The 18,853-nt window shown below is 71.4% G+C and carries 13 protein-coding genes and 2 pseudogenes; 5 read left to right on the top strand and 10 right to left on the bottom strand.

The genetic code is table 11. The features are described 5' to 3' along the window. A partial coding sequence (locus GFD30_RS19405; protein ID WP_153026832.1) for a S1C family serine protease occupies positions 1–1,052 on the top strand: 1,052 nt, incomplete at its 5' end. Positions 1,053–1,174: 122 nt separating this feature from the next. On the opposite strand, the gene GFD30_RS19400 is transcribed toward GFD30_RS19405, so the two are convergent. Beyond that, positions 1,175–1,843: a restriction endonuclease gene (locus GFD30_RS19400; protein ID WP_194202024.1), complete on the bottom strand. Its 669-nt coding sequence runs from the start codon at positions 1,841–1,843 to the stop codon at positions 1,175–1,177. A 242-nt stretch (positions 1,844–2,085) separates the two neighbouring features. On the opposite strand from GFD30_RS19400, the gene rsmI reads away from it, so the two are divergent. Continuing rightward, entirely contained in the window at positions 2,086–2,937 is an 852-nt protein-coding gene (rsmI, locus tag GFD30_RS19395) for a 16S rRNA (cytidine(1402)-2'-O)-methyltransferase (RefSeq protein WP_407649101.1), read from the top strand. Here rsmI and GFD30_RS19390 read toward each other — a convergent pair. Genes GFD30_RS19390 through GFD30_RS19375 form a run of 4 tightly spaced genes read right to left on the bottom strand, consistent with a single transcriptional unit; the run spans position 2,934 to position 5,648 of the window. After that, complete coding sequence (locus tag GFD30_RS19390) at positions 2,934–3,341, bottom strand: type II toxin-antitoxin system VapC family toxin (protein ID WP_153026829.1); 408 nt, start codon at positions 3,339–3,341, stop codon at positions 2,934–2,936. The two genes, rsmI and GFD30_RS19390, sit on opposite strands and share 4 nt — an antisense overlap. An 8-nt stretch (positions 3,342–3,349) precedes the next feature. After that, positions 3,350–3,583: a hypothetical protein gene (locus tag GFD30_RS19385; protein WP_153026828.1), complete on the bottom strand. Its 234-nt coding sequence runs from the start codon at positions 3,581–3,583 to the stop codon at positions 3,350–3,352. A 47-nt stretch (positions 3,584–3,630) separates the two neighbouring features. After that, a complete protein-coding gene (locus GFD30_RS19380; RefSeq protein WP_153026827.1) occupies positions 3,631–4,734 on the bottom strand; it encodes an ABC transporter permease in 1,104 nt (367 codons plus the stop codon). After that, positions 4,731–5,648: an ABC transporter ATP-binding protein gene (locus GFD30_RS19375; RefSeq protein WP_153026826.1), complete on the bottom strand. Its 918-nt coding sequence runs from the start codon at positions 5,646–5,648 to the stop codon at positions 4,731–4,733. The genes GFD30_RS19380 and GFD30_RS19375 overlap by 4 nt, the downstream gene beginning before the upstream one ends. A gap of 229 nt (positions 5,649–5,877) precedes the next feature. Here GFD30_RS19375 and GFD30_RS19370 point away from each other — a divergent pair, with 229 nt between their 5' ends. From GFD30_RS19370 to GFD30_RS19360, 3 genes are all read left to right on the top strand, one after another. Beyond that, a complete protein-coding gene (locus tag GFD30_RS19370; RefSeq protein ID WP_153026825.1) occupies positions 5,878–7,290 on the top strand; it encodes an MFS transporter in 1,413 nt (470 codons plus the stop codon). 115 nt (positions 7,291–7,405) lie between these two features. Continuing rightward, complete coding sequence (locus tag GFD30_RS19365; protein WP_153026824.1) at positions 7,406–9,448, top strand: molybdopterin oxidoreductase family protein; 2,043 nt, start codon at positions 7,406–7,408, stop codon at positions 9,446–9,448. 251 nt (positions 9,449–9,699) lie between these two features. Continuing rightward, positions 9,700–10,803: an alpha/beta hydrolase family protein gene (locus tag GFD30_RS19360; protein ID WP_153026823.1), complete on the top strand. Its 1,104-nt coding sequence runs from the start codon at positions 9,700–9,702 to the stop codon at positions 10,801–10,803. Positions 10,804–11,074: 271 nt separating this feature from the next. Here the strand turns inward: GFD30_RS19360 and ispH are convergent, their stop codons facing one another. From ispH to GFD30_RS28300, 5 genes and pseudogenes are all read right to left on the bottom strand, one after another. Continuing rightward, positions 11,075–12,160 (bottom strand): 4-hydroxy-3-methylbut-2-enyl diphosphate reductase, encoded by a 1,086-nt coding sequence (gene ispH / locus GFD30_RS19355; RefSeq protein ID WP_153026822.1) that lies wholly within the window; start codon positions 12,158–12,160, stop codon positions 11,075–11,077. A gap of 221 nt (positions 12,161–12,381) precedes the next feature. Next, a pseudogene (locus tag GFD30_RS19350) lies at positions 12,382–13,173 on the bottom strand (polyprenyl synthetase family protein); the annotation flags it as partial. A 91-nt stretch (positions 13,174–13,264) separates the two neighbouring features. Then, a complete protein-coding gene (locus GFD30_RS19345; RefSeq protein ID WP_153026821.1) occupies positions 13,265–14,689 on the bottom strand; it encodes a family 2B encapsulin nanocompartment shell protein in 1,425 nt (474 codons plus the stop codon). Between the two features lie 82 nt (positions 14,690–14,771). Further along, entirely contained in the window at positions 14,772–15,566 is a 795-nt protein-coding gene (locus GFD30_RS28365) for a bestrophin-like domain (RefSeq protein ID WP_153026842.1), read from the bottom strand. Positions 15,567–16,422: 856 nt separating this feature from the next. Next, positions 16,423–18,657, bottom strand: a pseudogene (locus GFD30_RS28300) (terpene synthase family protein); the annotation flags it as partial. Between the last annotated feature and the right edge of the window lie 196 nt (positions 18,658–18,853).

Genomic DNA, 18,853 nt, shown 5'->3' with positions numbered 1-18,853 from the left:
AGGGCGCCGCCCCCGCCGCGCCGCAGCGCGGCAAGGGCCGGCTCGCCGCCGCGGCGCTCGCGATCGCGCTGGTCGCCGGCGGCGCCGGCGGCACCGCGGGCTGGTTCCTCGCCGACCGCGACGGCGGCACCACCGTCGTCGAGTCGGTGTCGATGGACGCCGGCGACGGCCTGACCTACACCGACATCGTCAACAAGGTCAGCCCCTCGGTCGTCACGATCGTCACCGACGCCGCCGAGGGCTCGGGCGTCGTCTACTCCGAGGACGGCTACATCGTCACCAACAACCACGTGGTCGACGGCGCCCGCACCGTCGAGGTCCGCTTCTCCGACGGCACCACGGCCGACGCCGAGATCATCGCCACCGACTCCACGCAGGACCTCGCGGTCATCCGGGTCTCGGGCGTGGACGACCTGACCCCGGTGGCCTTCGGCGACTCCGACTCGATCCAGGTCGGCGACGCCGCCGTGGCCATCGGCTCCCCGCTGGGCCTCGAAGGCACCGTCACCACGGGCATCGTCTCCGCGCTCGACCGGTCCATGACCGTCGCCGGCGAGGAGCCGCAGGGCTTCCAGCAGCAGTCGGGCTCGACCCTGACCGGCCTGATCCAGACCGACGCGGCGATCAACTCCGGGAACTCCGGCGGCGCGCTCGTCAACGGCAACGGCGAGCTCATCGGCATCAACACCGCGATCGCGACCACCGACTCCGGCTCGATCGGCCTCGGCTTCGCGATCCCGTCGAACACCGTCCAGTCCACCGTCGAGCAGCTCATCGAGGGCGGCTCGGTCGAGCAGGGCTACCTCGGGGTCTCGGTGGCCGACACCGACGGCAACGGCGCGATGGTCCTCAGCGTCGAGGCGGGCTCGCCCGCCGAGACGGCCGGCCTCCAGGAGGGCGACGTCATCACCGCCGTCGACGGGACCCCGATCACCGGCGCGTCCGAAGTGGTCGCGGCGGTCCAGGGCACCGCCTCGGGCACCGAGATCAGCATCACCTACACCAGGGACGGCCAGGAGGCGACCACCACGGCGACCCTCGCCTCCTCGTGACCGGGCGACACGGAACGCGGCCCCGAGCGAATGCTCGGGGCCGCGTTCACCGCGTCTCCATTCGCCGCCGCAGGTGCAGCGGCACCGTCACGGCGCGCTGTATCCTTGCGCCGCAACCAGTCTCAACGAGCGGCACTCCCTTGTGCGGCGCTCGAGGTCCCGGCCTTGATCGCGGCGCGGACCGGCCGCAGCTCGGCCGGGGGCTGGCCGGTGTCGAGCCACTCCGCCAGGCGGTCGCGGTCGACGATGAGGACGCCCAGCTGGCGCGCGACGGCCTCGTTGCGCGCGGCGTGGTGCATCCAGTGCAGGTTCGCGTTGGTGATGATGACGCCGGCGTCGCAGTCCCAGCGGGCCTTGATCTCCCCGCCGAGGATCTGGACGTGCCGGTTCCCGTTGCGCCGGCGCAGCGTCTTGTCGTCCTTCTTGGCGCGCACGATGATCCGCTTGCCGTTGTTGAAGGTCACCACGAAGTTGCAGCCGAGGTCGTTCTTGCGGTGCCCGAACTTCTTGACCCGCTTGGCGTCCAAGCCGACCAGGAGCTGCCCGACGGTCGCGTCGAACGTCGGGATGTTCATCTTGTCGACGTGGCGCATGAGTTCGTGGCGCTCGGCGGTGAGCGCCCGGTCCCGGTGCTCGTGGCCGCGGCTGCGGAAGAGGATCCAACCCGCGAGGGCGGTGCCCCCCAACAGGATCGCCACCGACGCGAACCATGCCCAGTGGTCCGCTATGAATCCCAGAACGTAATAGCCGATGATGAGAGCGGCGAGAGCCGCTCCGACTCTGAGGATCACGGACAAGGCGGCCTCCATTGGGTTCAGAGGGCTTCCGGTTAGCGTTATGTCGCCTGTGTTGTGGTTGTCAGCGTTATGGCTCGCAAGCGTCGCCATGACTACGAGTATCCGTTACCGTTCGCTCACGCGTAAGGGCAATGTCCGGTACCCGACAGCATGGGGCGGCATCCTGCATGTGCGGCCCGTCGCGGCGCGTTCACCGGACCGGGGCCCCGCCGCAGGCGGTGGGGGATACTGGCCGGGTGTCGACTTCAACTCCGGGCGTTTTGGTGCTTCTCGGTGCGCCGCTGGGAAATCCAGAGGACGCCTCGTCTCGCCTCAGGACCGAGCTCGGCCTGGCGGACGTCATCGCCGCAGAGGATACCCGGCGGCTGCGCCGGTTGCTCAGTGAGCTCGATGTGGTTCCAGAGGCTGCGATCACCTCGTATTTCGAGGCGAACGAGGCGGGGCGGACCGCGACGCTTCTCGAACAATTGTACGACGGAAAGCGGGTCGCCGTCATCACCGACGGCGGCATGCCCTCGGTCTCCGACCCGGGCTTCCGCTTGGTCCGCGCCGCGATCGACGCGGGCATCCACGTCACGTGCGCGCCGGGCGCGAGCGCGGTGACGACGGCGCTGGCGCTCTCGGGGATGCCGTGCGACCGGTTCTGCTTCGAGGGGTTCGCCCCTCGCAAGGACGGCGAGCGCCGCCGGCTCTTCCGCGAACTCGCCGAGGAGCGGCGCACGATGGTGTTCTTCGAGTCGCCGCGCCGGGTCGCCGAGACCCTGCGCGCGATGGCCGAGGCCTTCGGGCCCGGCCGGCCCGCGGCCCTGTGCCGCGAGCTCACCAAGACCCACGAGGAGGTCCGCCGCGGCGGCCTGGGCGACCTCGCCGACGGCGCCGAAGCCGACCCTCCCCGGGGCGAGATCACCCTCGTCGTCTCGGGCTGGACCGGCCCGGACGCGAGCGAGGCCACCCCGGAGGCGATGGCAGCGGCCGTCGCCGCCCTTGAGGCGGCGGGCACCGACCGCAGGACGGCCATGAAGGACACCGCGACCCGCTTCGGCGTACCGAAGCGGGTCGTCTACGACGCGGTCCTCAAGACCGACTAAAAATCGGTCTCGACGGTGATGACCGGGCATCGGGCTACGCCGGAACGTGCGATCTTGGCGTCGCCGGTGAGAAATTCACAGTCCAGGCGCTCGGCCAACGCAACGAAGAGCGCGTCATATGCGGTGAGGTTATGACGCAGTTCCCAGACGCGAGAAACCAGCTTGATATCCGGGTCCACGAGGCGCACCCCGAGCCGGATGTAATCCTCGATAGCCTGATGTGCGGTGTCCGCGGCCAGGGTTCCCCCGCGGTCCAGACTTCGGAACGCCTGGATGATCTCTACGGCCTGGTGTGAGGGCGCAGCGAGGTCTTTGAGCTGCGACAGGATCTCTCTGATCTTGTCACCGGAAGATCCGAAGAATCGGAGTGCCGTAACCATGGCTGACGTGTCGACGACGATCATGCCTCGGCTCAGTCGCGATCGTTCTTGGCAGCGATGATGACTTCCATCGGAATGGGCTCAGGCCGTTCCCGCTTGAGACGCGCCTCGATGACCGAGAGCTTCACGCGGTTGGACGCACTCATAGCCTGTTCGCGAATGACCTCGAGCATGAGGTCTTGGAGCGACTGGTGCCGCTCCTCTGCGAGGGCCCTAAGGATCTCGAGGTCGCCTTCGGGGATGTCGTGAAGCATGAGGTCAGACATGAATCAATCGTAACTACCGATTCGTGTCCGATAGCGTCGCGACACGCTCACAGCTCGTCGAACTTGAAGGTCTTCCACGACAACAGCGCCACGAGCGCCGCGAACACCGCCAGGAACCCGATCTGCGGGAGCACCGCCGAGGGCGGCTCGCCGTAGACCACGACCGACTGGAGCGCCTCGTTGAGGTAGCGCATCGGCGAGGCGTACGAGATCCACTGCACCCATTCGGGCGAGAGCGCGAGCGGGTAGAACGCGCCGGACACGAACGCCATCGGCATCGTCACCAGGTTGCTCAGCCCGGCCGCGGCCGGACTGGTCTGGGCGACGCCGCCGATGACCACGCCGATCGCCAGGAACGCGAGCGTCCCGAGCAGCACGAGCGGCACCGCGAACCACGTCCACGCCGACAGGTGCAACCCGAAGCCCAGGGCCGCCACGGCGAGGAACACCGCGGTCTGGCCGACGGCGACCGTGAGGTTCACCGAGACCTTCGCGCTCAGGAAGGTGCCCACCGACGCGGGCGTGAGCCGCAGCCGCCGCAGGAGCTTGTCGCGCTTCCAGTCCACGATCGTGCCGGCCGCGCCGAACACGCCCGTGATCGCGACGCCCCACGCGAGGATGCCCGGCGCCAGGTACTGGATCGGCTTGAGCGCCCCGCCGTCGGCCTGCTCGATGTCGGTCTCCAGGACCGGCTCGTTCGGCGCCGCCGCCGAGAGGACCTCGACGTTCACGTCGTCGACCAGCGCCGAGAGGTTCCCCGCGGCGATCGCGCCGGAGGTCGAGTTCGTCGCCGACGGGTAGATCCGCACGGTCGAGCCGTCCTGGACGACCGCGGCGTCGGCGTCGCCCTCGCGCAGCATCGCCAGTGCCTCGTCGAGGTCGGACGCGCCGGTGACGGTGAAGACCTCCGGGTCGGCGCCGTCGAGCACCGCCACATCGCCGACCGCGACGATCCGCGAGGCGGCGGTGTCCCCGCCGCCGAACACGCTCGCCAGCAGCACCATGAACATGAGCGGCAGCAGGATGGTGAAGAAGATCTGGCTGCGGTCGCGGATCCAGCCGCGCCCCAGCGCCTTGTACAGGCTCAGGTAGGCCCTGCGGCCGCCGCCCTGGGGCCGCTCGGTGCGCGTCTCGGCCGTATCGAGGCTCATGCCCGCCACTCCCGTCCGGTCACGTGCAGGAACACGTCTTCGAGGTTCGCCGTGCGCACGGCGAGGCCGTCGAGGGCCCCCTCGGAGGCGAGCGCGGTGAGCAGTTCGCGCGGGTCGCGGGTCTCGAAGACGACGGTGCCGTCGCCGCCGGTGACGGCCTCGCCCGCGGCGAGCTCCTTGATCCGCTCGTCGCTGACCTGGCCGGCCGCGACGGTGACCCGGGTCGGGGCGTCGAGGCTCCTGACGAACCCGGCAGGGGAGTCGACGGCCTTGATCTTCCCGGCGTCCATGATGGCGACCCGGTCGCAGAGCGCCTCGGCCTCCTCCATGTAGTGCGTGGTCAGCACCACGGTGCGGCCTTCGGCGTTGATGCCGCGCATGAGGTCCCAGAGGTTGCGGCGCGCCTGCGGGTCGAGGGCCGCGGTCGGCTCGTCGAGGAACACCAGCTCGGGGTCGCCGACGAGCGCGCACGCGATGGACAGCCGCTGCTGCTGGCCGCCGGAGAGCTTCTCGCACCGCACGTTCGCGTGCTCGGTGAGCCCGACCAGGTCGAGCATCTCGGCGGCGCGGGCCTTCGAAGCGCCGTAGAGTTCGGCGAACGTCTCGATCTGCTCGCGCGCGGAGAGGAACTCGAAGAACGCGGACGCCTGGAGCTGCACGCCGAGCCGGCGGGTCAGCTCGGGCGAGTGCGGCCACGGCGACCGCCCGAGGAGGCGCACCTCGCCGGAGTCGGGGCGGCGCAGGCCCTCGACGATCTCGAGCGTGGTGGTCTTCCCGGCCCCGTTCGGGCCGAGGATGCCGAAGAACTCGCCGCGCTCGACGCGGAAGCTCACGCCGTCGACCGCGCGGACCTCGCCGGTCCGGCGGCCGCGGTAGGTCTTGCGGAGGTCGGCGACCTCGATGGCGGCGTCCATACCGGCAAACCTAGGCCATGGCCCGATGTGACGCGGTTCTCGGCCGGTCGGAGCGGGCGGCCCGCACGGCACGCGTCCGCGCCGCAGAGGACCGCCCGGCCCGGCAGGCCGCAACACCAGCATGTTCCGGCCCGTTCACACCCTCCGTAACAGAACCGTGAGGTGAACTTCACGGGGCCGGTACGGACGCCGCACGTCCAGGCAACGCCGTTCGCCGAAGGTTGGCCCCATGACATCGACACTGACGCCCCCGGCCGGCACGGCCGCCCCCCGCAAAGGCTGGATCACCGACTGGCGCCCCGACGACGAGGGCTTCTGGCAGTCGACCGGCCGCAAGACCGCCAAGCGCAACCTGATCTGGTCCGTACTCGCCGAGCACCTCGGCTTCTCGGTGTGGACGATGTTCAGCATCATCACCCCGTACCTGGCCGCCTCGGGCTTCGAGTTCTCGACCAGCCAGCTCTTCTGGCTCACCGCCGTCCCGAACCTGGTCGGCGCGTTCCTGCGGATCCCCTACACCGCCGCCGTCGGCGTGTTCGGCGGCCGCAACTGGACCATCATCTCCGCGGCGCTCCTGGTGATCCCCACCGCGCTCCTCGCCTACTGCGTGATGAACCCGGGCACGCCGTACTGGATGTTCATCCTCGCCGGCGTCACGGCCGGCTTCGGCGGCGGGAACTTCGCCTCCTCGATGGCGAACATCTCCTACTTCTACCCGGAGCGCTACCGCGGCGCGGCCCTCGGCGTCAACGCCGCGGGCGGCAACATCGGCGTCGCGGCCGTCCAGTTCATCGGCCCGCTCGCGATCGGCGCCGCGGTCTTCGGCACCGCCCAGGGCACCGACGAGGCCACCGGGCAGCCGTTCTACCTGCACAACGTGCCGCTGCTGTGGCTGGTCCTGGCCGTGTTCGCCGCGTTCATGGCCTGGCGCGCGATGGACAACCTCGCCGTGGCCCGCACCCCGCTGCGCGAGCAGGTGCCCGCGCTGGCGCGCCGGCACACCTGGATCATGAGCGTCCTCTACATCGGCACGTTCGGGTCGTTCATCGGCTACTCGTTCGCGTTCCCGCTGGTCATCAAGCTCGAGTTCCCCGAGTTCGGGTCCCTGTGGATCGCCGCGCTCGGCCCGCTCGTCGGCTCGCTCGTCCGCCCGATCGGCGGCTGGTTCGCCGACCGCCTCGCCGGCGCCCCCATCACCAGCGCCGCCTTCATCCTCATGGGCGTCGGCGCGATGGGCGCCATCTGGGGCATCAACACCGCGTCGTTCCCGCTGTTCTTCGCCTCCTTCATCGTCCTGTTCATCATGAGCGGCATCGCGAACGGCTCCACCTACCGGTCGATCCCGGCGATCTTCCAGGCCGAGGCCAATGCCAAGGCCGGCGGCAAGGCGAGCGAGGCCGAGGTCCTCAAGGCCAAGAAGGTCACCGCGGCCGCGCTGGGATGGATCTCCGCGATCGGCGCGTTCGGCGGCTTCCTCATCAACCAGGGCTTCCGCATCGCGAATGAGCAGGCCGGCTCGGTCGTCCCCGCCATGTGGGCGTTCGTCGCCGCCTACGCCGTCTTCCTGGTCCTCAACTGGTGGTGCTACCAGCGCACCGTCCTCGTCGCGAAGGCCCCGAGCCTCGCGTACGCCAAGGTCTGACCCGCGAGGTTCCTCCACGGCCCGCAATCACCGCGTCCCGGTGATTGCGGGCCACTTAGCATCCTCGAAACATCGACCACGTGACTCCGAAACGCTCCCTGGGCACACTCGCCCCATGACGACCGCTCGCACTCGCCTCCCCGTGCTCCGCAGCGCCGACACGCACTGCCCGTACTGCGCCCTCCAGTGCGGGATGCGGCTCGAAGAGGACGCCGACGGGACGGTCACCGCCGCCCCCCGCGGCGGCGGCATGTGCAAGAAGGGCTGGACCTCGCCCGAGCTCCTCGACCACCCCGAGCGGATCACCGCCCCGCTCCTGCACGGCGAACCCGTCTCCTGGGACACCGCCCTCGACCACGTCGCCGACCGGATCCGCCGGATCCAGGCCGAGCACGGCAAGGACGCCGTCGGCGTCTTCGGCGGCGGCGGCCTCACCAACGAGAAGGTCTACCAGCTCGGCAAGTGGTCCCGGCTGGCCTTGGGCACCAAGCACATCGACTACAACGGCCGGTTCTGCATGTCGTCGGCGGCGGGGGCCCTCAACCGCTCCTTCGGGGTCGACCGCGGCCTTCCGTTCCCCGCCGAGGACCTCAAGGACGCGGAGGTCGTCGTCCTCGTCGGCGCCAACCCCGCCGAGACCATGCCCCCGTTCATGCGGTTCCTCACGAACGCCGAGCTCGTCGTCGTCGACCCGCGCCGCACCGCCACCGCCGAGGCCGCCCAGCTCCACCTCCAGCCCGTCCCCGGCACCGACCTCGCCCTCGCGAACGGCCTGCTGCACATCGCGATCGAGCAGGGCTACCTCGACCACGAGTACATCGCCGCGCACACCACCGGCTTCGACGAGGTCCGCCAGACCGTCGCCGGGTACTGGCCGGCGTTCGTCGAACGCATCACCGGCGTCAGCGTCCCCGACCTGTACGCGACCGCGCGCCTCATGGCCGGACGCCGCACCGCGATCCTCACCGCGCGCGGCTCGGAGCAGCACGCCAAGGGCGTCGACACCGTCACCGCGTGGATCAACCTCGCGCTGGCGCTGGGCCTGCCGGGCCGGCCCTCCTCGGGCTACGGCTGCCTCACCGGCCAGGGCAACGGCCAGGGCGGGCGCGAGCACGGCCAGAAGGCCGACCAGCTCCCCGGGTACCGGATGATCACCGACCCGGCCGCGCGCGAGCACGTCGCGAGCGTGTGGGGCGTCGACCCCGAGATCCTCCCGGGCGCGGGCGTCTCCGCGGTCGAGCTGCTGCGCAAGTGCGGCGACGAGGTGAAGATGCTGTTCGTCCTGGGCTCCAACCCGGTCGTCTCGGCGCCGCGCGCGACCCGCATCGCCGACCGGCTCAAGGACCTCGACTGCCTCGTCTCGTTCGACTTCGTCATGTCCGAGACGGCCCGGCTCGCCGAGGTGGTCCTCCCGGTCGCCCAGTGGGCCGAGGAGGACGGCACGATGACGAACCTCGAAGGCCGGGTCATCCGCCGCCGCTCCCTGCGGCCCGCCCCCGACGGCGTCCGCACCGACCTGTGGATCATGAAGGAGCTCGCCGCGCGCCTGGACGCCCCCGGGACCTACTCGACCGACCCGGAGGCGATCTTCGAGGAGCTCGGCCGCGCCTCCGCGGGCGGGAAGGCCGACTACTCGGGGATCTCCTACGAGCGCCTCGAGGAGCGCACCTTCCAGTGGCCGGTCCCGAACCCGGACCACGAGGGCACGCCCCGCATGTTCGCCGACTTCAAGTTCGCCACCCCGGACGGGCGCGCCAGGTTCGTCGCCGTCGACCACCGCCACCCGGCCGAGCGCCGCGACAGCGTCTATCCGCTGTACCTGACGACCGGCCGGATCCTCACCCAGTACCAGTCGGGCGCCCAGACCCGCCGGATCGGCTCGCTGGACGGCGAGCAGTTCCTGCAGATCCACCCGGACACGGCGGTGCGCCACGGCATCGCCGACGGCGACCTGGTCCGCGTGACCTCCCGCCGCGGCTCCTACACCGCGCCCGCGCGCCTGTCGGTCGACATCCGGCCCGACACCGTCTTCAGCCCGTTCCACTTCCCCGGCGCCGCGAACGCGAACGCCGCCGTCTCCGACGTCCTCGACCCGATCAGCCGCATGCCCGAGTTCAAGGTCTGCGCCGTGAAGATCGCCCTCGCGCCGAAACCCTGACCGCCCCGCCCTTGCAGGAACGGCGGCCGTCGCGATCGCCTCCGCGCCGCCCGAGGGGCGCTCGAACGGACGCCGGAACCCGAGCGGTCTTCGACGCGGAGGCGCCGACTTCCCGAGCGGCCCTTGAAAGATCGGTCGAACGACCGACCCGTACCGGTCGAAAGGCAGAGGGCGGCAGGCGTTCCGCGCCCATACGGTGGTGGAGCGGCCCGGAACCGGGCCGCGCGACTCCACCACTGATAGGACGCATCTTGCAACGCAGCATGAGACGGACGCTCATCGGCGCGACCGCCGCCGCGGTCGGGGCGGGCCTGTTCGCCGCCCCCGCCGGCGCACAGGAGCTGCCGGTCTTCTCGATCCCCGAGCCCACCGGCGAGTACGCGACCGGCACCACGACCCTCCACCTCGTCGACGAGGACCGCGCCGACGTGTGGGTCCCCACCGAGGACCGGGAGCTCATGGTCACCCTCTGGTACCCGACCGGCGACGACGGCCCGACCGCGCCCTACATGTCCGCCGAGGAGTCGGCGCTCTTCGGTGCGCAGCTCCAGATCCCGGGGGGCCTCCTGGCGCAGGTCGAGACCAACTCCGTGCAGGGCGCCGAGCCGCTCGCCGACGACGGCTCGCTCCCGCTCGTGGTCCTCTCGCCCGGGTTCTCGTTCCCGCGCGCCACCCTCACCGGCCTCGCCGAGGAGCTCGCCAGCCAGGGGTACGCCGTGGCCGCCGTCGGCCACAACTACGAGGCCCCGATCACCTTCCCGGACCGCACGACCGAGTGCATCACCTGCACGCAGGACCTCGACGCCGACACGCTCGTCCCGAACCGGGCCGAGGACCTCTCGTTCGTCCTCGACGAACTCACCGGCGACGACGCGGCCTGGGAGGACGCCGGCGTGATCGACGCGAGCCGGGTCGCCGTGGGCGGCCACTCCATCGGCGGCGCCTCCAGCCACCGCGCGCTCGCGAACGACGACCGCTTCGACGCCGGGTTCAACCTCGACGGCACCTTCTTCGCCCTCGACCCGAGCCGCGTCAGCGACCCGTTCCTCATGGTCGGCGCCGACCCGCACGGGCTGCCCGGCGAGGACAAGACCTGGGAGAAGGCCTGGAAGAAGCTCTGCGGCTGGAAGCAGTGGATCACCGTCGACGGCACCGGGCACAGCGCCATGACCGACTCCGCCCCGCTCGCCGAGCAGGCCGGCCTGAACCAGGACGAGACCGACGGCTTCCGCAGCAACGACATCGCGAGGGCCTACATCACGGCCTTCGTCGACGAGCACCTGCGCGGCGAGGACCAGCCGATCCTCGACGGCCCCAGCGCCGAATGGCCCGAGGTCCAGTTCCACAACCCGTAGCCGGCGCAGGGGGACGGCCCGGGCCCGGCTCCGTGACCGACGGCCGAGGAAGCGGAGCGGTTCGGCTTTCCGCGACCCCCGGCCGGTGAACGGAAGGCGGCGGAAAGCCGGGTTGCGCAACCCGCGGCCGGGAAACGGCCCGGGATCCGCTTCCGCGACCCCTGACCTGCCTCGTACCCGCAACAGGAAACCGGGAACGCCCGGCCGCGCATCGCGCGGCCGGGCGTCTTCATCGATCAGTCACGTGCATGCGAGGTCGGGTCGGACGGCGTCAGCGCGGCGGCCGAGTCCGCCCGGAGGGCGCCGGCGCATCGTGCGTCCGGAGCCGCTGGGGGAGCAGGAACTCCTGCGGCTCGTCGGCGACCCGGCGTTCGACCACTTCGATCGGGCCGGCCGCCGCGATGGCCGCGACCACCTCGTCCACGAGCACCGGGGGCGCCGAGGCCCCGGCGGTCACGGCCACGGTGCCCGCCGCGTCGAGCCACGCCGGATCGATCGCGGCCGCGTCCTCGATCAGGTGCGCCTCGACGCCGGCCGCCGCCGCCAGCTCCACGAGGCGGTTCGAGTTCGAGGAGTTCGCCGAACCGACCACCAGGACCAGGTCCGCTTCGTCGACGACCGCGGCCACGGCGGCCTGGCGGTTGCTCGTCGCGTAGCAGATGTCCTCGGCGCCCTGCCCTCTGATGTTCGGGAACCGGGCCCGCAGCGCCGCCGCGATCTCCTCCACTTCGGACACCGACAGGGTCGTCTGGCTCAGGTAGGTGACCTTCTCCCGGTCCGCCACCCGCACCTCGGCCACGCCTTCCACGGTCTCGACCAGCACCGTCCGGCCCGGCGCCACGCCCAGCGTGCCGGCCACCTCCTCGTGCCCGTCGTGGCCGATGAGGATCACCGTGTCACCCGCGTCGGCCGCCCGCTTCGCCTCCGCGTGGACCTTCGCCACGAGCGGGCACGTCGCGTCGACCGCGTCCAGTCCGCGCCGCGCCGCCTCCGCCTCCACGGCCGGGGCCACGCCGTGCGCGCTGAACACCACGAGCGCATGCTCGGGGACCTCGTCGAGCTCGGACACGAACACCGCGCCCTTCGCCTCCAGGCCCGCCACGACGTGCGCATTGTGGACGATCTGGTTCCGCACGTACACCGGCGGCCCGTGCTGCTCGAGCAGGCGCTCCACGATCTCGATCGCCCGTTCCACGCCCGCGCAGAACGACCGCGGCGACGGCAGCAGGACCCGCCGCACGGCCGCCCGGTCGGATTCGCGGCCGTCGGACGGCGGAGCACCGCCCCCTCGGCCGTCCCGACCCGCTCGCGGGCCGTCGGGACGGCCGGCGCGGTCCGGGCGAGGCTCGCCGCCCATAAACTGGCCCTGCCGACGGTGCTCGCCGCCAGGCTCGTGAGCTCCTCCACTGCGTCGTCGTGCAGCCGTCGCCCCGCGAGGCCGTTCGCGGCCGACGCGATGAGCGTCTCGGCGGCGCGCTGGCTCGCGGCGCGGCCGCCGCAGGACTCGACCAGGTCGGCGGCGCGGCGAAGCGCCGCCTCGTCGAGCGGCCCGCCGGCCCGGTAGAGCCGCGCGAGCTCAGCGGCGTCCGCGTGCCCCGAGCCGAGCGCGGCGGTCACCGGCAGCGACTTCTTGCGGTTCCGCAGGTCCGAGTACACGGCCTTGCCGGTGACGGCCGGGTCGCCCCAGATCCCCAGGAGGTCGTCCACGTGCTGGAACGCGAGCCCGACCCGGAACCCGAACTCCCGCAAGGCGTCCACCTGCTCGGCCGTGCCGCCGGCGAACATCGCCCCGAGCGCCGTCGCGCACGCCATGAGCGACGCCGTCTTCGCCTCGCTCATCGCCACGCACTCGCCGAGGTCCACGTGGTCGCGGTCCTCGAACCGCGTGTCGGCGAGCTGCCCTTCGATGAGCGCCCGCACGGTCTGCGCGAGCAGTCCCGTTCCCGCCGGCGCCCGGTCGCCGCCGGTCTCGGCGATGACCTCGAACGCGAGCGCGTGCAGCGCGTCGCCGACGAGGATCGCGTCGTTGACGCCGTACACCTTCCACGCGGTCGGCCGGTGCCGGCGCAGCCCGTCCCTGTCGATGATGTCGTCGTGGATGAGGGAGAAGTTGTGGACCATCTCGACCGCGATGGCGGCCGGGACGGCGGCCCGCCAGTCGCCCGCGACGGTCTTGGCGGCCAGGAGCGTCAGGAGCGGCCGCAGGGCCTTCCCGGAGTTCGCGTCGACCGGGCTCCCGGCCTCGTCGGTCCATCCGAAGTGGTAGGCCGCGATCCGGGCGGCCGGGCCGGGGAGCCGGCTCGCGGCCGCGCGGAGCCCCGCGTCGATCGCCTCGCGCTCGGCGGTGTACTGGTCGGTCAGGACGGTCATTCGGGGCCTCCCTATGTCTCGGGGTTCGGGCCCGGGCGGCCGCGAGACGGTGCGGTCCCGCGGCCGCCCGGGCTTGTCAGGGCAGTCCGGCCTAGCGTCCGATCTCGACGTGCTCGAGGACGCCGAGCGCGTCGGGGACGAGGACCGCCACCGAGAAGTAGGCGCTCACGAGGTACGACATGACGGCCTTCTCGTCGATGCCCATGAACCGCACCGACAGTCCGGGCTCGTACTCGTCGGGCAGGCCCGTCTGGTGCAGCCCGACCACGCCCTGGTCCTGCTCGCCGGTCCGCATGCACATGATCGAGGTGGTGCGGGCCGAGGAGATCGGGATCTTGTTGCACGGCAGGATCGGGACGCCCCGCCACGCCGGGATGTGGTGCCCGTGGAAGTCGACCGTCGACGGGTAGATGCCCCGCTTGGTGCACTCGCGGCCGAACGCGGCGATCGCCCTCGGGTGCGCGAGCAGGTACTGGGGCTTGCGGCGGCGGCTGATGAGCTCGTCCATGTCGTCCGGCGTGGGCGGGCCCGACCGGGTCGGGATCCGCTGGCTCAGCGCCGCGTTGTGCAGGAGCCCGAACTCCTTGTTGTTGACCATCTGGTCCTCCTGCTGCTCGCGGAGGGCCTCGACGGTGAGCCGGAGCTGCTGCTCCATCTGGTTCATCGGGTGGTTGTAGAGGTCGGCGACGCGCGTGTGGACGCGCAGCACCGTCTGCGCCACCGACAGCTCGTACTCGCGCGGCGCGAGCTCGTAGTCGACGAACGTGCGCGGCAGGTCCGGTTCGCCGGTGTGGCCCGCGGCGATGTCGATCGCCGACTCGCCGTACTTGTTCGCCTTCGCCGACCGCCCGGCCCGGAACCGCTCCAGGTGCTCGGCGAGCGCGGGCACCCGCTCGAGCAGCTCGGCCACCGCGGGGGCCGGGAGGGTCAGGACCGTGACCGGGGTGGCCGCGATGACGTCGTGGTCCCACACGGGCCCGTCCTCGATGAGGATCTCGTCGCCGAAGTGGTCGCCGTCCACCATGAGCCCGAGCGACGACTGGTCCCCGTAGGGCCCGGCGCCGAACTTCTCGACGCGGCCGTGGGCGATCAGGTGCAGGCCGTCGACCGGCTGCCCCTCCTGGGCGAGGTGCTCCCCGGAGCGGATCTCGCGCTGCTCGAAGCGGTCGGCGAGCGCGCCCAGCACCTCTTCGTCGTCGATGCCGCGCAGGAGCGCGATCTCGCCGAGCTCGGTCGGGATGACGCGGACGGCGTCCCCCTCGGTGGTGAACTCGACGCGGCCGTCGCCGACGGTGTGCGTGAGGCGCCGGTTGACCCGGTACGCGCCGCCCTGGGTCTGCACCCACGGGAGCACCCGCAGGAGCCACCGGGAGGTGATCTCCTGCATCTGCGGGACGGTCTTGGTGGTGGTGGCGAGGTTGCGGGCGGCGGCGGTGCTGAGGCTGGTCTGGTGCTGTCCGTTCGCGGTCTGCTGCGGAACGGCGGCCGGCGTGCTTTCGACGGCGGAGTCGGTCATGCGGACACTTCCTCACTTCGAGGCGATTAAGGCTCGATAAACATCGTATTGGCAAAATTCACCCGATCACTAGGAAATTCACTCAAAAGAGTTGATCGCGTGTATAGTTCGCATCGATGGCGTCGAACCGCTCGATCGCGGTCTCGTACGCGACCGGCTCCGTCGCGCCGCTGCGGCTGAACGGGTACTCGAGCTGGTACGTCGCGAACAGCATCAGCGCCACCATCCCCGAGATCAGCCCCACCAGCACGTACTGGTACTTCCGGGTTGGCGTCCCGAGCGTCAGCATCACCGCGAACACGAGGATCGCGCCCGGCACCAGCACCGTCCACATCGCCGCGCTCAGGCCCCGCTCGGCCTGGAGCAGTCGGTCGGTGCGGTACTCGGTCACCGCGAAGACCCCCTCCTGGGCGGCGTCGAGCCGAGCCTGGGTCACGTCGTCGTCGGTCTGCGCCCCCGCGACCGGCGCGCGCATCGCGTCCAGCAGCAGCAGGCCCTCGGAGGACACCGGCTCCCGGTCCCGCATCGCCGGCCACTCCTCCGCGATCACCTCCTCCGTGTAGGCCCGCACCGCCTCGCGCACCTGGTCCCGCTGCTCCGGTTCGAGCGCCGCGGCCGACCAGTACACGTTGACCAGTTCGTTCGCCTCCTGGAACGTGACCTGCGCGGCCTCCTCCTTGTTCTCCCACGCGGTGATGAGCACGAACGCCAGCACGATCGCGTACAGGACGGTCAGGAGCTCGAAGATCGTCGTGCCGAGCTCGTTGTTGTGGGTGCGGTTCGTCGGCGGCGCGAACCGCTGGAGCAGTGCGATCACCACGCACGCGGCCGCGACCACGGTCAATGTGAACAGGAGTCCCTGGAGCCAGATGGCCATTGATCTCACCAGACTTCGTAAAGCAGAATAAACAGCATGAAGAGCACGATCCGTGATGAACAACGCAAAAGATGGTGGTGGGATACGTGCGCCGACTAGTGGCCTTGGTCATCGCCGCCGCGGCGGTCACCGGTTTCTCCGGACTTGCGCTGGCCTCCGGCACGGGGCCGGCGGCCGAGGCGGCCGGGCCGGAAGGCGGGAAGGTCGGCGTCGAGATCTGGATCTGCATCGACCTGCCCCTCATCAACCTGCCGGACCTTCCCGTCCTGCTCGACTGCCCGGACCCGACCCACGAGCCGCCCGAGCCGCCGAGCCCGTCGCACGAGCCCCCGTCCCCGGACCCGACCGCGCCGTCGCCGACCGCACCGGAGCCGTCGCCGCCGGCTCCCGTGCCGCCGTCGCCGGAGCCGCCCGCTCCGACCACGGGCGAACCGGCCCCGCCTGCCGCCGAGCCCTCGCCCGAGCCGGCGCAGGACCCGCCGAGCGAGGAGCCGTCGGCGCCCGCGACCTCGGCGAGCGGCCCGCCCCCGGATCCCGGTCCGCTGCCCGACGGGCTCGCGCTCGACGAGGCGGACCCGGTCGCGCAGGCGGAGGACGAGGACTCGGCGACCCTTAAGAAGCGGATGATCGCGGCCGTGTTCGCGTTCGTCGCCGCGATCGGCGCCGGAGCGGCGTTCTCCGGCCGCGGCGCCAGGTAGTCGCGCCAGGACGGCGGCCCCGGCACCGGGAACCCGGACGGGGCCGCCGCCCCGGCCGCCTCCGCCGCGCTTCCGGCGAGCACCGCTTCGGGTTCGGCGCCGCCGGCCTGCGCCGCGGTCACCGCTTCCGCTCCGGTGCCGCCGGTGGGCGCCGCGCTTCCCGCGGGCGCCGCTTCGCTCCGGCCGAGTTCGAGGTACCGGCCGACGCCGAGCGCCGCGGTCGAGCCCGGTCCGGCGTCGGCGAGGCGCCGCAGCGTCTCCTCGCGGTACCGGTCGGTCCCGTCCAGGTGCCACTTGTGGATCGCCGCGACCCAGTTCTTCAGGTCCGCCACGTAACCGGCGAGCGCGGTCCGCGCGTCGGCGTCGAGGCCGTGCTCCTCGGCCAGGCCCGGCAGGTCGTTCGCCTCGACCATCTGGAACTGCTCGATCCGGGCGTCGGCGAGGGCCGCGGCGATCCGGACCGCCTCGTCCCGGTCGACCTCGAGGTACTCCTCGATGACGACGACGCCGTTGAGGAGCTGCCCCTCGTACTCGATCTCCTTGTGGTACGAGCACACGTCGTTGAGCAGGCACACCGCGTCCATCACGCTCGCCTCCATCCACGCGATCGGCCGGGACTTCCACACCGCGTCGGGGATGGTCCGGCCCCGCCGCAGCCGCGCGAGGGACATCGTGAGGTCGGATCCGAACGAGTCGCGGCGCATCTCGACGTAGTCGACCGGGTCGGGCACGCGGTTCTGCGACTCGGTGTGGACCTCCCACAGCCAGCCTTCGAGCATCTTCTCGACGGCCCGCTTGAACTCGGCGCGGGCGCGCTCGTCGAACCCGGCGGCGGTGCGCCGCCACAGGTCGGCGAGCGCGAGCTCGACCGGGTTCGCCGGGACCGGCGCCGGCGCGCCGCTCCCGGAGCCGATGTCAGAGCCGATGTCGAGCGGCATGAACTCGAGGAGCCGGCGGTGCTGGGCGATCGCGGCGCCGAGGTTCCGGCCGCGGCTGAAGGCCGCCGGGTAGTAGTCGTCGCCGTAGGTGCCCCACGCGAGCCAGTCGGCGGAGGTGTTCAGCTCCTCGGCGGTGCCGTCGGGGTCGATCCCGGCCGAGCACAGCGCGAAGTCGAAGCCGATGAACTGCCGCCGGTTCCACAGGCCCGACCCGGGCAGGGCCGGGTCGGGGACGAGGAACCCCATCGCCTCGGCCCAGTCGACCGCGTGGCGGCGGGCCGCGTCGAGGTTCGGGTTGAGCCGCAGCTCGAACGGCTGGTGGAACTCGGGCATCGGGGTCGGCCCGACCGTGCGGAACGGCGCCCGCGTGTGCTGCTTGAGCGCCGAGGCCGCCAGCCGGGCCTGCGAGGTGCCGATCCCGTTGGGGCCGCTGAGGACTCGCTGCGCCGCGTCGTTCATGTACCGGCTCGACCGCATGTGCCATTCGTGCCCGCCGGCCTGCCAGTCCTGGAGTCCCTTGGCGTACAGGCCGATCGCGGCCTGCTCGGGCGGCGTGAGCCCTTCGGAGGCGCACAGCACCGGGATCTCGGTGAGCGCGGTGTTCTCGAACTGGTGGAGCCGCGAGGTGAGGATGTCGTTGACGAGTTCGGCGGCCGGCTGGGTCGCCATGCCGAGGAACCGCTCGAACACGAGGACCGCGTTCGCGTTCTCGCCTTCGCTGGCGACCTCCCGCTCGTACGAGAACAGGTCGTTGCGCAGGTGCACGCCGTCGGCGAACGTGTCCCGCAGGACCTTCAGCGGTCGGGCCGCGGCGACCTTGTCGGGGACCTCGGCGCCGACGGCGTACTCGACGAGCCCCGCCGACCAGGGAGCGCCGCCGACCTTGCGGCGCATCTCGATGTACTCGATCGGGTTGGCGACCCGGTCCGAGGCGATGTTGTCGAGCTCCCACAGCGACTCGAACAGCAGGTTGACGGTGGACTCGAGGAACCGCTCGCGCCAGCCCGCCGACATCGCGGGCGCGGTGCGCCGCCACAGGTCGGCCAGGCCGAGCTCGACCGGGTTCTCCGGTTCGGGCGTCGCCCCGAGGTCCAGGGGCATGAACAGGGGGATCCGGTCGAGGTAGGCCTTCGCGCCGGCGGTGTCGCGGGTGCGCTTGAACGCGTCGAGGAAGTGGTCGTCGAAGAAGAACACCCACACGTACCAGTCGGTGATGAGGTCGAGCGCGGGCGCGTCGCAGTCGGGGTGCGTGTAGGCGCACAGCAGGCCGTAGTCGTGGCGGTCGAGTTCGGCCTCGTCCCAGATGACCCCGCCGGCCTCGGCCGGGGCGTCGAGCATGCCCATCTCCTTCGCCCAGACCCGGGCGTGGGCCCGCGCGCCTTCGACGTGCGGATTCAGTCGGGCCGGGTACGGCTGATAGAAGGTCGGCAACACGAACGGGTGATTTTCTGACATAGCGCTCCCTAGCGGCGAAACCGGCCGATTGCAGGCCGATCCACTGTAAGGGTTCGGGCCCGGGACCGCTACCCCCAGTCGGGTACCGCGCACGAGCTGTCGAGCCGCGGCGACCGGAGCGTGCGGACTACTTAGCACACGCGAAACATTGACCGCTCGATCGCGAAACAGGCCCGGGCGAATCTAGACGCCAGTC

It is taken from the genome of Glycomyces albidus, assembly GCF_009451885.1.
In the GTDB taxonomy this organism is placed as follows: domain Bacteria; phylum Actinomycetota; class Actinomycetes; order Mycobacteriales; family Micromonosporaceae; genus Glycomyces; species Glycomyces albidus.
This window is presented reverse-complemented; position numbering and strand designations above follow the sequence as displayed.